Origin of the sequence: Vibrio sp. 10N.239.312.D08 (assembly GCF_041466145.1) — a bacterium.
In the GTDB taxonomy this organism is placed as follows: Bacteria; Pseudomonadota; Gammaproteobacteria; order Enterobacterales; family Vibrionaceae; genus Vibrio; species Vibrio crassostreae_C.
The window spans coordinates 52,951-65,186 of record NZ_JBFSSD010000007.1; the positions used below are offsets into that span (position 1 = coordinate 52,951).

Consider the following 12,236-nt stretch of genomic DNA (forward strand, 5'->3'; position numbering starts at 1 on the left):
CTCTCCTTACTTTTCTATTTTTTTATCTATATCGCTAGCAGGTTCCTCTATGCAGTCAGTTCAAGGTACAGATGCTATCCCAGCACCATCAAGCCTTCCAGGCAGTAAAAGCGTCTTCATTAAATGGGGGTTGCTTGGTAGCGTTGGCTTAATAAACGGCTACGCTACAATTCTAATGTATTCTCGCGGTGAGCTCGCTTTTGCGCTGCTTACAGTGATCTTAACGGCTTTGGCACTTTACATTTTTGGTAGTAAAAAAACTTACGCCCACCGTTATATTTACCCAGGTATTGCCGGAATGATCTTGTTCATTCTTTTCCCATTGGCATACACCGTAGGGCTTGCGTTTACTAACTACAGCGCGAAAAACCAACTTTCTCTAGAGCGTACTCAAACCGTTCTTTTAGACCGTTCTTTCCAAAGCGGTGAGAGCTACCCATTTACTTTGTACAAGACAGATGACGGTCACCAGATCGTTGTAAAAGATGGCGATCAACTGTTAGCGACTGACGTATTTTCTCTAGACAAAATGACAGAAACAGAGATGGACCTATCTGTTATTGAGTCTGCGCAAGGTGAAAAAGAGAAGATCAAAGCGATCATTCAAAACCGAGCAGCAATCAGTGGTGTTGATTTCAATCTACCTGACGGTGGTGACATCCGCATGAGTGGCTTACGTAAGTTTGCTTCTGTTGCTCCGCTTTACACGCTACAAGACGATGAAGAAACGTTAATCAACAATGAAACGGGTGAAGTTCTCAAGCCAAATATGGATGTGGGTTTCTACCAGCCTGTTGATGCAAATGGTGAGTTTACGGGTAATACCATCTCTCCAGGTTTCGTGGTTAGCATTGGTACGCATAACTTTGAGCGTGTATGGAAAGATGACGGCATTAAAGAACCGTTTATCAGCATCTTTATTTGGACGGTTATCTTCTCGGTATGTACCGTAGCGTTCACGCTAGTTATCGGCCTTGTATTGGCTAACATCGTGCAATGGGAAGAGTTGAAAGGTCGTTCTATTTATCGTGTTCTACTGATTCTGCCTTACGCCGTCCCCGCGTTTATCTCGATTCTTATCTTTAAGGGTCTATTCAACCAAAGCTTTGGTGAGATCAACATGGTGCTCGAGAATATCTTCGGCTTAAGCCCGAACTGGTTCTCAGACCCTATCTTAGCGAAAACCATGGTGTTGATGGTTAACACATGGCTAGGTTTCCCTTACATGATGATTCTATGTATGGGTCTGCTTAAAGCGATTCCTGATGATTTATACGAAGCGTCAGCAATCGATGGTGCGAACTTCCTTGATAACTTCAAGCGCATTACGTTCCCATTGATGATTAAACCGCTTACACCGCTATTGATTGCAGCGTTTGCCTTTAACTTCAACAACTTCGTAATGATTCAACTATTGACGAACGGTGGCCCGAACATGATTGGTACTTCTGAGCCAGCGGGTTACACAGACTTGCTTGTAAGCTACACGTACCGAATTGCATTCGAAGGCGGCGGCGGTCAAGACTTCGGTCTAGCAAGTGCTATCGCAACGCTTATCTTCCTATTGGTTGGTGCACTAGCGTTACTAAACCTTCGTTTCACTAAACTGTCTCAAGATTAAGGAGCACGACAATGGCTATGGTACAAGGTAAAGGCCTTAAATACCGAGTGTGGGCAACGCATGCAGTGTTGTGGTGCTTCTTGGCAATGATTATCTTCCCACTACTGATGATCATCGCGATCTCGTTCCGTGAAGGTAACTTCGCAACCGGTAGTTTGATTCCAGATAACCCATCATTGGAACACTGGAAGTTAGCATTGGGTATGTCAGTAACGAACGCAGATGGCTCGGTAACGTCACCTCCGTTCCCTGTGCTAACTTGGTTATGGAACTCAGTGAAGGTTGCAGGTATCACATCGATTCTGATTGTGACACTGTCTACGACATCGGCTTACGCGTTTGCTCGTATGCGCTTTAAAGGTAAGAACACAATCCTGAAAGCGATGATGATTTTCCAAATGTTCCCAGCAGTATTGGCTCTAGTAGCAATCTACGCGCTGTTTGACAAACTTGGTCAATACATTCCGTTCTTAGGCTTGAACACACACGGTGGTCTAATCTTCTCTTACCTAGGTGGTATTGCACTGCACGTATGGACGATTAAGGGTTACTTTGAGACGATTGATAACTCTCTGGAAGAGGCAGCAGCCCTTGATGGTGCAACGCCTTGGCAAGCATTCAGACTGGTTCTACTACCGCTGTCTGTGCCAATCCTAGCGGTTGTGTTTATCCTATCTTTCATCGCGACAGTGGGTGAGGTGCCAGTAGCGTCTATCCTACTTACAGATGTGAACTCTTACACGCTAGCAGTAGGTATGCAGCAGTACCTATACCCTCAGAACTACCTATGGGGTGACTTTGCGGCAGCGGCTGTACTATCAGCACTTCCGATTACTATCGTGTTCTTACTTGCTCAACGTTGGTTAGTTGGTGGTTTGACGGCAGGTGGTGTAAAAGGATAAACTGTACTCTATAAGAAAGAAAAAGAGCGACCGTTAGGTCGCTCTATATTGGCATTTTTATTACATCATTTGGTTTGGCCGCCGATCAGTAATAAAAATAACCCTCAGGTTACGCATAGCTGGCTACTAATCAGGTTCCTTACGCTATTAATGATTAGTGGTTTTTGTAACTCTAACCCAGGTATTTACTTGGGTTTTTTTATGCCTGCTACTTTTTGTTTTTTGTGTCAGCGTTACTCGTTAACTATCGCGCTCATATCTACTTTAAAACCCAAAGTTTCGAGTTACTTCTCTCCTAAATACCGACCACTTCATTTTGGTTACTTGTAGAAATGAACTAGTCTCACAAATCAGACACTCAGTATAAGTGGCTGTTGTACTATTGATATGTTGTGAATATTCCAATGCGTGATACTTCAATGATTTGTATGCAACAAAACCTGAAATTGCACTGAAAATGTATGGGTAAGCGAGAGGTAGTTACAGAATATTCAAGTGACATTCATGAGGGTTATGGAGGTAGGTTTATTTATGCTTCTGGTTTTTGGTGGGACTTAGAAGTTAGAACTCTTTACTAGAAGGAGCACAACCTAAGTGTTGCAATAGCACATAGATGCTTTCTTGATCGAGTGCCACGCGACGAAATAGATCGGCAAATGTCGGATCTCCACCGAAACACGTTTGGATATAGTGGTTGATTTCATTGCTGTCGTAGCCTTCGACGTACAAAGTTCTAACCCATTGGTACTCAACAGCCTTTAAATTGTTCAGTGTAGACTCGCTAAGAGTGGGGCGTATGACGCTCAAGAGTGGCTCCAAGAAATTCAAATGCATCTATTATGATTGGCGGTATTTAATCAGAGCAAAATGACGACTTTATTACAGTCAAAATAAATCAGTGAACAAGTGCCGATTCATTTCAACCTTTGGCTGGGTATCACGCTCTTATCGTCTGTATTGGGTGTGCAGCGGATTTGGCTGTGTAGAGCACGAAGGTATCAAATAGATCAATGCCAAGCAGGCGCTTGACATTGTAATAAGGTTTTGTAGGGGGAGGGCAGCTGGTGGACCTTACTTAAGGTACTTCACGTGAGCTTCCATCTCTTCACCAATCTGTTTTCGCATGTTCATTAGGCGAATAGCCGAATCTCGTAATTCGATGTCTTCTGGCGTCTCTGGTATCCACTCTGGCACTTTAGTCGGATTACCATTCTCATCGACAGCGACCATAATAACGATACAGTGAGTTGTTAGGCGGTTATTGAGCTCTTTAGGGTCGCTTGCTTGCACGTCGATAGCGATATGCATTGAAGATGAACCTGTGTAAATGACCTTTGCACTTACTTCCACAAGGTTGCCTACATGAATTGGGGCAACGAATCGAATTCCGCCTGCATAGGCTGTTATACAGTATTTACCGCTCCAACCTGCGGAACAAGCGTAGGCTGCTAAATCGATCCATTTCATTGCTGCGCCACCATGAACTTTACCACCAAAGTTCACATCCCCGGGTTCAGCTAAAAAACGCAGAGTAACGTCTCGTTTACCATCTTGTCGGCTATTGTTACTGCTCATCTATCTTCCTTCATTATTATGCTGCATAACATGCTTGTTACTTGCTAATAACAATATACATAAGATGATAGAAATTAAAGCGGATAATCTCACGGTTAAGACTATTTTTTTCAAACGGATGACGAACCGATGAATATTGATGGTTATTGAGTTTCAAGGTGAGAGATAAACACGGAAAGACAATCGAGAGTAAGCTAAAAGAAAGGGTAGATTGCAAAAAAAACACCTAGCGTAATGCTAGGTGTTTCTAAGCCTTTAGGTACTCATGTCGGTACCTTTTATTGTTTGCCAACTAACCGTTGCTTGTTTGGTTTAGTTAAAGTGACTTTATCGCAATTACCACTAAAGTGGTAGTTAAAACTATTTATTCTTCAGCTCACTTTTACTCTTTTATGAAGTATAGATCCTTCGCGTAGATATTTCCTTTCGGATTGTTGTTAGGGAAGCCTTTGAGTGTATTTCGCACTAATCGAGTGTGATTGTAATGATATAAAGGTATAACTGCTGAAGAATAGTTGAGTAACGACTCATCGTGCTGATATAAAGTAAAGCGTTTAGACTAATCTTCCGTTTTACTCGCTTGCTGTAAGGGCTCATCATAGTATGGATTACAGTAGCCACTCTCATTTGCTGTGTGAAACGTGAGTTTGAATTTTTACCCTAATGTGAGCGTTGGGTAATGCGTTTAGCTTTGTTGAGGGAGAGGAGCCTCAAGCCTTGGTTTTCTTCTGATTTGAGCAAGGATGACACCTGAAATCACCATCACACCACCAATGATGTGGAACTGGTTAATCTCTTCACCAAGCCATGTCGCGGCTAATACGATCGCAACAACCGGAAGCAAATTCATGAACATCGCACTTGAGTCAGCACCAATGGTGTCAATTGCTTTCACCCACATCCAAGGCGCTAAAATCGAAGCGGCAACCGCGGCGTAAGCTATCAATGGGATCGCTTGTTGCGGTGGTAACAGTTGTTCGCTGGTAAGCCAAAGTGGCGTAAGCATCGCGACAGCAAACAGACCCTGAATGTAAATCACCACCCAGCTACTGATGGGCATTTTCCAGCGTTTCAATAGCACACAGTAAGAAGCATAAACAAAGGCCGCAATCAGCATATAGCCATCGCCTTGAGTCAATTCTTGATGCATGAAGAACAAAGGGTCGCCTTTGCCTAACATCAGAGCTAAGCCTGACAGTGACAACACACCGCCAACAATACTTAAACTAGAAATGGACTTGTGCAACAAAGGAACGCTTAGAAATACACTGATCAACGGGACTAGAGACGTGATCAATGCCATGTTGGAAGCGGTTGTGGTTAAGCCGGCGTAGTAACCTAGAGATTGGTTCAACACCATGCCCAAAAAGCCGAGGAACGCTAATTTCGATAGGTTTGGCTTAATGACAGCCCACTGCTTCATCACCGGGCGAATACAGAAAGGCGTGAGAATTAACATCGCAAAAAACCAGCGGTAAAAACTCATCGCGCTAGGTTCTATGGTGTTTGCAGCAAGCTTGTTGACGATTGCATTGGCGCCCCAGATACAGACTGTAAAAAATGGTAATAGGTAATGCATGTGAATTCCGTGGCGAATGAGTTGATGCGGCTAGTTTGACAGGTCGTTATACTTACAAGTATCTTTATAAAGACATTAAGCGCGATAGGAAGACAAGTTTGAAAAAACACTCCAGAAACCTTCATCCATCCTTATTAATTGATAAGGCACCATCCAACGTATTTATGAATTTTGAAGCGTTTCTTTCGAACACTGAAACCCGAGTTCATAGCCACTCATGGGGACAGGTTCAATTGATCAGTGGTGGTATATTAGAGATGGAAGCGGAAAGCACTCGATTTCTAGCGCCACCACATCTAGCGATTTGGGTACCGGCCGGGGTGATGCATTGCAGTTATAACCGTAAGCCTTTGGACTACTGTTCACTAAATATCGCCCCAGAACTCACGCAACACCTGCCAGATAAAACCAGCCTTATAAAGATCACGCCGATTGTGTCTTCTATTATCGATGATTTTCGCGATCGTGGGATCAATGTTGCGGAAACCGAGCAAGACCAAAGGCTCGTTCAGGTACTGCTTGACCAACTTGCGCAGCGTGAGGTTGAACACCACTTCTTGCCTTCAACCGATAATAAGTATCTAGCGCCAATATTGGCTTCTGTTGAAGAGAACCCAACCGATGAAGTGACGCTGAAAGATTGGGCTGAACGTGTCCACACCACGGAAAGAACCCTTTCTCGCCACTGCCAGACCGAGCTTGGAATGAGCTTTACCGAGTGGCGACTGCGAGTGCGCTACCTATACTCAATGGACTTGTTGAGAAACGGCCAATCGGTTAAAGAGGTCGCTCTTACATTGGGTTATAACCAAGCAAGCCCATTTATCACCATGTTCAAACGTTACGCGAACCAAACGCCAGAGCAGTACAAGAACCGTTTGTTATAGCTAGCTTAGCTCGTGTTGCAAAAAGAACGGATGTTTTCACTAGTTAGTGAGTAGAGAGAACATAAGTGATTAGATAAACCATAAGTGAATACGTGCAGTATGAGCTTATGGAATCGCACCTAACAGCCCGTATATTTCGCTCTGTTGTTCGGTGACATCCTCATAGTCTTGGTTCAATAGAGCGCTGTTGCTGCCCACTTTGAACAGTATGTACGTTTCTCCGTCGACCTCGAACCAATTGAAGGTTCCATGCTGGTTATACGTGGTCATTGTTTTGTTTATCTTCATGAGATATATATCAGCAGCGCAAAACATGCAGACGTACATAAGCCAAAGAAAGAAAAGAAAAACCACGAGCCTAATACTGTTTTTTCTTTTCCTACCTCTTCATTACTTTGCTGCCAACCAAGTTCACGAACCTGAGCCTTGGTAAGGTTTAAGTCTAGTTTCTCTATGTATCTGTTGAGTTCGTCATTGTGTACTGAGCTAATCATGTTCTATCTCCTCTAAGCATTTGATTGGTATTTTAGGGGAGCTCAGTGTTTGGTTAAATTAGAAATTTTGTAACAAGCGTTTAGATAAATAGAACATGATGAATATCAAGAAGCCTCCGTGGTGGAGGCTTTGGATGAAAGTGGTTTATTCCATGGTTATCGCTATTTATTTGTTGTCAGTAATGCACTCTCTAATACCCCGTCAACTCCATATAGCCAGACCCGGAATGAGAACCTTTAATCACGATTGGCCCCTCCCAATAAGGCACCGACAGCGGCATTTTGGCATTTGGATTGAGTGCCGAGACGGTCAGTTCTATTTGCTGGCTTGGAATCGAAACTTGCCACTCTGTTGGGTAGTCACGCCCGTCGATTTTAGTTTGCCTGATGGCGGTTAAGCTGATGTCTTGCTGCTTAATCGTGATGCCGGAGCCATCTTGATTCATCAACCTCGCATGGGAATAACTGGCTTTGCCTGTTGTTGAGTTTCGAAGTTGAAATACCACCAAGCTGGTTTCATCACTCAGCCTTAGCGCAAACCAATCCCAACCTTGTTGCGAGTCGAGTAAAAACTGAGAGCTCCATTCTCTGTCTATCCAACCTTTACCAGACACCTGATGCGTGATGCCATCAATGGTTACTTCGCCCGATACATCGATGAATGGTTGGCTGTAGTAATAGGAAGCCACTTTACCATCGCTACTTTTAGTGCTGTAGCCTTGTTCGCCTTGCTTTTGATATGGCGCGTTGTTGGTTAACTTAAGCGAGTATCCAAATTGACCCGAGTTAGCGACCAATGTAGCTGGGAACAGGTCATCGGTCGTCGACGTCCATTGCCAGTCATCGAGATAAACACGAAACGGCGAAGTGCTTACACCTGCTAGTTCAGCTTGATCGCGAGACCATTTCTCATCGGCGTAGTGCTTGTCTTTAGTGGTGACAGCGCTGTGTGCCATGTAGATTTGCTGACTTTGCCACGTGGTTTGCTTGGTGCTATTGCCACTTTCCTGTGGTGCAGCCGCAAAGCGAAACTGTGTCCATTGCACGCCTAACGTATTGCCTTCTTCATCAATCAAGTTTGCGGTTAAATACCACCATTCATGACGAAAATCAGGGTGTGCTTGATGGTCGGCAGGGAAGGCGATGTCGATACCTTTAACTACCGGTGTGAATTGATCAGTCTCTTTTTGTGTTTCATCGTCGGTTTGTTTTCCAGTGCCAAGTATTGAGCCCATATTTTGAGCTGATGGTTGAGTGGATTCATCGCACCCTAAAAGGAGCAAGATGCCAAGTGTGAGAACGAAAACTCTCATTGTTCGATTCATCACAACACCTCACTCTGTAAACTGGATACCACGGGTTTGCTGACCAAACGCCACAGTGGAATCAAGGTCGCAATCACTGCCACTAAAATGGTGATGGTTGCGATGCTGAGTGCATCACTCCAATTCCATACGTAATTTAAGCTCCAACCAAAGGCGCGTAGGGTAACGATGTCCGTCAACACATAACCGACCATAGCGCCGAGTGGTAAAGCGATAACCAGAGTGAAGGCGACCAGAACAAAGATTTGCCCGACCACCATTGCCATCAATTTTTTCTGACTAACACCGAGTGCATACAGCCTTGCAATGGCGGCTTTACGTGCATCGAGCAACATGAAACAGGCGCAGAACAACCCTATCACCGCCACCATTAAAGTGACGCCATTAAGCGCCCGAGTGATAGCAAAGGTTTGTGAGAAGATATCTAAAGCGATCGATTTGATCTGTGCTTGATCGTAAAGCTGACTTGGGTGCAGATTGAGTTGTTGGCGTAGCTGTTCGTACACCACTTGTGGGTCGCCAGAGACTTTGATTCCCAAGCTGGTGGGTAAGTCAGTAAATCCGCTTTCGAGCCATAAATTAGGTGCAAGCAACACTTCGCCATTCGGTGAGCCGTAATCATGGAAAATCGCCCCGACGATGAGTGTTTTGTCTTGGATCGCGTCGAGCTTGAGTCGGCTTCCAAGGGACAAGCCGAGCTTCACTGCCGTAGGCTCGCTGATCGCCACGAATTCACCTTGGTAAAAGCGCGTCCAGAAATCATCAAGGTGGGATTGGAACACCATGGTTTGCTCAAGTGTGTCTTTGTCTTTGGTACCGAGCAAAGTCGGTAAGCCCTGCAAGTTATCATCGACGTAGTATTGCTTATAAACGGTTTCAACATTTTCAAACTGCTCTAACGCACGTTCCACATTCGCGATTTCACCTTGGGCAGGGCTAACGTAAATATCAGCATGTAAGCGCTGTTCAAGCCATTGCTTTAAGGTGGATTCAAAGCTGCCGACTAAGGTATTCATTCCTACATTGGCGGTGACGGCGAGAAGCAACGCCATCATGGCAAGGGAGAGAGGGGAGATAAGTTCACGCAGTTCAGCAAACAGATATTGTATTAACCCAGATCGAGTACGTTTTTCGCTCCAGTTCGCTAGCACGCTGAGCGTTTTGGGCAGGTACAAAGGAATAGACACCACTAACACACCGAGCCATGCCATGGTGAAGCGATGATGTTCGCTCAGCCATAACCCTGCTAACGCGACAATGGTTAATACTGACCCGATAACAAACAGCTGATTTTCGTTAGACGCTTCCGGCGCTTGATAGAAACCACCATGGGAAGAGAGGGGTTGTCGTACCCGCTGTTTAAAGTGCTGCCAACACGCGACAAGCGTTGCGGCCAGCGTGAGTAGCAGTGCCTGCACTAACCATTGCCACTGCCATGTGCCGGGAAGCAGTGTTGCACCATAAAGTTGCTCAAGCGTTATCGCTACGGTTGGGTGTAGCCAATGGCTGAGTTGAATGCCGAGAATGAAACCAAGCGACGCGCCCATTGTGACTAAAAGAACCAGCTCGACTAGCAGAGCTGAAAATACGATGCTTGGCGCAATCCCAGCTTGTTGAATTTGCACCAACAGCCGATTACGTTTCAGCAAACTGTACTTCACGCCATTGTAAGCGATGAACAGGCCAACCAAAAACGCCAACAAACTCATGGCGGTGAGGTTGAGGGGAAAGCTATCGGTAATTGAACCGAGATCCGTGCTTTGGTTGTTGGAAATCCATTGCCCCTGTTTGCCGATAAGGCTTTGCCATTTATCCTGAGTATTGCTGTTCGTGTCGCTCTTAGTGTCAAAAATAGCGATGTAGCTCAGTTGCCCTTGCTTGTTAAGCAGTTGCTGAGCGAACCCAATATCCATCAACATTCTGCTACCGAGCTGCCATTCATCTGGTAGCACTACCACTTGAGTGAGCACTTCATCCAAAGTGAGTGCGTCTACTTCGTCCAAACTCTGGTGCTGAGATTGGCTAATCATCACAATGGGTTCTCCCGCTAAGAGTTGCGGCAAAGGTAAGGCATTGTCGAACAGGGAAATGTTTGGCTCTTTGGCTTGAGTATTGCTTTTTTCGTCGATGCGAGCGTGACGAGATCTTGAAGTGAGGGCGGCGATCAACTCACTGCCTTGTACCGACCAACGACGACCTTGCTCGTCTCTCACTCGTCCTTCAATCACGGGTAGTGCTGCGCTTAATCCATTCTGTCTTAGCTTGAAGTAGAGCGATTCTGGTAAATAGTTTTGCCCTGCTGGTGGAATGATCAGGTTCTGCGCTTGGGCGCTAAGTTGTTCGGTCGATTCTGCATAACTGCGCTTGGCATTGAGGTTGATGGCTTGCACTGCGACAAACAAGGTGACCGCTAGCACAATGCCGATCAGAATCGCTGCGGCTTGCAATGGTGATTGACGATAGTGCGCCGCGAATAGATTCAGAGTCAGTTTGGTATGTGTGAGCTGGTTCTGAGCGAAGCCAGTTTGCTTCATTGAATGACTCACAACGTTGCTGCTCTTGGGGTTAGATCCGCGTTCCTTAAACAACCATCATCTAACACCAATTTTGTCTGCATAAAGCTGGCACATTCTGGGCTGTGCGTAACCAAAAGCACGGCAGTGTTGCCTTGAGTGGTAATTTTACTCAGCAGCTTCATAACCTCTAACCCTGCTTTGTGGTCGAGGTTGCCTGTGGGTTCGTCGGCAAGCAATAGTTTGGGTTTGTGAGCTAAAGCGCGTGCGATGGCGACTCGTTGTTGCTGACCGCCAGAGAGTGCAGATACGTGTCTTTCGAGTAGCTCGCTGATACCCAATGCATCAACTAAATAGTCGCACCAGTCGCTCCATTTCTGTTGATTTAAATGGAGAGGAAACGCGATGTTTTGTTTTACGTTGAGTGGCGTTAATAAGTTGAACTGCTGAAAGATAACGCCTAGTTTTTGATGGCGGAATCGGCTCCACTGTGGATCTTTCCAATTTGATGTGTTCTCGCCATCAAGCCACAATTCTCCACCGGATAGAGGTTCAAACCCCGCAATAATGTTAAGCAGAGTACTCTTTCCACTGCCACTCGCCCCAGTCAAAGCCACGCTTGCTCCTGTCGCCAAAGCGAAGTCGACATTGTCCAACACGCTATGAGTGTCTTTACCATCAACAAAGCTTTTGTTGGCATGTGTGAGTGTGACAATAGGGCTTTCCATTTCCTTTCCTTATAACCAAAACTAACCATCAAAAGGTGCCGTTACTTGTGGCAATTATTGAAGCGACAAGCTCTATAAAACTGTAGACAACAATTTCAAAAAATAGAGCGATTTATATCGAATTATTAATAACTTGTACTGCGAAAAGAGGGAAATAGATCAGTGTGAGAAGGAATACAGGTGTTAGTGGGAGTTTTGAGTCACCTAGGAGGCTTTTGGGGCTGTTTATAGATAATAAATATCTATGTTAAAAATTGTCCCAATTCCAATTCGTTTTAAAAGAAAACGCCCCCGATTGGTTGAAGCCAATCAGGGTTAGTAAGGCCCAAGAAAATCTAGTTACTTGGACTTTATTGCGAGGATTAATTTTGCTAAGGCACCTAACAAAGCAGCGATAGCGAAAACCAATTCAGGGTTATTCATATTACTACCTATAAAGAAGCTCTCGCCTTATGTGAGAGATTCTTCGTATTATCAACATGCATGTGATGGAAGGCAAGATAAAGAAATGGGGCTACCTGTGGATAACTATATGATTTATTGGGTTTTACTAAAAGGGGGGGAGGCGGTGTAGCCTTCAAGTTGCAAAGTACTTGCTTACAATAGTAATGA

11 protein-coding genes and 1 pseudogene are annotated in these 12,236 nt (G+C 44.9%); 3 read left to right on the forward strand and 9 right to left on the reverse strand.

What is annotated here, in order from left to right; genetic code table 11:
* Window positions 1-49 precede the first annotated feature (49 nt).
* Together malF and malG are read left to right on the forward strand one after the other, a co-directional pair.
* Window positions 50-1,621, forward strand: coding sequence for a maltose ABC transporter permease MalF (gene malF, locus AB6D58_RS05640; RefSeq protein WP_372156681.1), 1,572 nt, complete (start codon window positions 50-52; stop codon window positions 1,619-1,621).
* 11 nt (window positions 1,622-1,632) lie between these two features.
* The gene (gene malG, locus AB6D58_RS05645; protein ID WP_017060050.1) at window positions 1,633-2,523 is read left to right on the forward strand and encodes a maltose ABC transporter permease MalG; all 891 of its coding nucleotides are present in this window, start codon (window positions 1,633-1,635) and stop codon (window positions 2,521-2,523) included.
* Between the two features lie 561 nt (window positions 2,524-3,084).
* Here the strand turns inward: malG and AB6D58_RS05650 are convergent.
* The 4 genes and pseudogenes from AB6D58_RS05650 to AB6D58_RS05665 form a co-directional block, all read right to left on the reverse strand.
* Window positions 3,085-3,357 (reverse strand): hypothetical protein, encoded by a 273-nt coding sequence (locus tag AB6D58_RS05650; protein ID WP_019822928.1) that lies wholly within the window; start codon window positions 3,355-3,357, stop codon window positions 3,085-3,087.
* Between the two features lie 237 nt (window positions 3,358-3,594).
* Window positions 3,595-4,098 (reverse strand): acyl-CoA thioesterase, encoded by a 504-nt coding sequence (locus AB6D58_RS05655; RefSeq protein ID WP_004737700.1) that lies wholly within the window; start codon window positions 4,096-4,098, stop codon window positions 3,595-3,597.
* Between the two features lie 382 nt (window positions 4,099-4,480).
* A pseudogene (locus AB6D58_RS05660) lies at window positions 4,481-4,735 on the reverse strand (peptide ABC transporter substrate-binding protein); the annotation flags it as partial.
* A 48-nt stretch (window positions 4,736-4,783) separates the two neighbouring features.
* Entirely contained in the window at window positions 4,784-5,677 is an 894-nt protein-coding gene (locus AB6D58_RS05665) for a DMT family transporter (RefSeq protein WP_372102771.1), read from the reverse strand.
* 98 nt (window positions 5,678-5,775) lie between these two features.
* Here AB6D58_RS05665 and AB6D58_RS05670 point away from each other — a divergent pair, with 98 nt between their 5' ends.
* Window positions 5,776-6,564, forward strand: coding sequence for a helix-turn-helix domain-containing protein (locus AB6D58_RS05670; protein WP_029235520.1), 789 nt, complete (start codon window positions 5,776-5,778; stop codon window positions 6,562-6,564).
* A 105-nt stretch (window positions 6,565-6,669) separates the two neighbouring features.
* On the opposite strand, the gene AB6D58_RS05675 is transcribed toward AB6D58_RS05670, so the two are convergent.
* The 5 genes from AB6D58_RS05675 to AB6D58_RS05695 form a co-directional block, all read right to left on the reverse strand.
* Entirely contained in the window at window positions 6,670-6,834 is a 165-nt protein-coding gene (locus AB6D58_RS05675; RefSeq protein WP_231718250.1) for a hypothetical protein, read from the reverse strand.
* Window positions 6,835-6,848: 14 nt separating this feature from the next.
* Window positions 6,849-7,058, reverse strand: coding sequence for a hypothetical protein (locus AB6D58_RS05680; protein WP_372156683.1), 210 nt, complete (start codon window positions 7,056-7,058; stop codon window positions 6,849-6,851).
* A 191-nt stretch (window positions 7,059-7,249) separates the two neighbouring features.
* Window positions 7,250-8,371: a lipocalin-like domain-containing protein gene (locus tag AB6D58_RS05685; protein ID WP_372156729.1), complete on the reverse strand. Its 1,122-nt coding sequence runs from the start codon at window positions 8,369-8,371 to the stop codon at window positions 7,250-7,252.
* 11 nt (window positions 8,372-8,382) lie between these two features.
* Window positions 8,383-10,917 (reverse strand): ABC transporter permease, encoded by a 2,535-nt coding sequence (locus AB6D58_RS05690; protein WP_372156685.1) that lies wholly within the window; start codon window positions 10,915-10,917, stop codon window positions 8,383-8,385.
* 8 nt (window positions 10,918-10,925) lie between these two features.
* Window positions 10,926-11,624: an ABC transporter ATP-binding protein gene (locus AB6D58_RS05695; protein ID WP_372156687.1), complete on the reverse strand. Its 699-nt coding sequence runs from the start codon at window positions 11,622-11,624 to the stop codon at window positions 10,926-10,928.
* Window positions 11,625-12,236: the final 612 nt, after the last annotated feature.

What these genes read in the sequence shown, in the direction of transcription:
- malF (WP_372156681.1), top strand. Translation starts at nt 50, where the DNA reads ATGCAGTCAGTTCAAGGTACAGATGCTATCCCAGCACCATCAAGCCTT.
- AB6D58_RS05680 (WP_372156683.1), bottom strand. Translation starts at nt 7,058, where the DNA reads ATGATTAGCTCAGTACACAATGACGAACTCAACAGATACATAGAGAAA.
- AB6D58_RS05665 (WP_372102771.1), bottom strand. Translation starts at nt 5,677, where the DNA reads ATGCATTACCTATTACCATTTTTTACAGTCTGTATCTGGGGCGCCAAT.
- AB6D58_RS05695 (WP_372156687.1), bottom strand. Translation starts at nt 11,624, where the DNA reads ATGGAAAGCCCTATTGTCACACTCACACATGCCAACAAAAGCTTTGTT.
- AB6D58_RS05650 (WP_019822928.1), bottom strand. Translation starts at nt 3,357, where the DNA reads ATGCATTTGAATTTCTTGGAGCCACTCTTGAGCGTCATACGCCCCACT.
- AB6D58_RS05655 (WP_004737700.1), bottom strand. Translation starts at nt 4,098, where the DNA reads ATGAGCAGTAACAATAGCCGACAAGATGGTAAACGAGACGTTACTCTG.
- malG (WP_017060050.1), top strand. Translation starts at nt 1,633, where the DNA reads ATGGCTATGGTACAAGGTAAAGGCCTTAAATACCGAGTGTGGGCAACG.
- AB6D58_RS05685 (WP_372156729.1), bottom strand. Translation starts at nt 8,371, where the DNA reads ATGAGAGTTTTCGTTCTCACACTTGGCATCTTGCTCCTTTTAGGGTGC.
- AB6D58_RS05690 (WP_372156685.1), bottom strand. Translation starts at nt 10,917, where the DNA reads ATGAAGCAAACTGGCTTCGCTCAGAACCAGCTCACACATACCAAACTG.
- AB6D58_RS05675 (WP_231718250.1), bottom strand. Translation starts at nt 6,834, where the DNA reads ATGACCACGTATAACCAGCATGGAACCTTCAATTGGTTCGAGGTCGAC.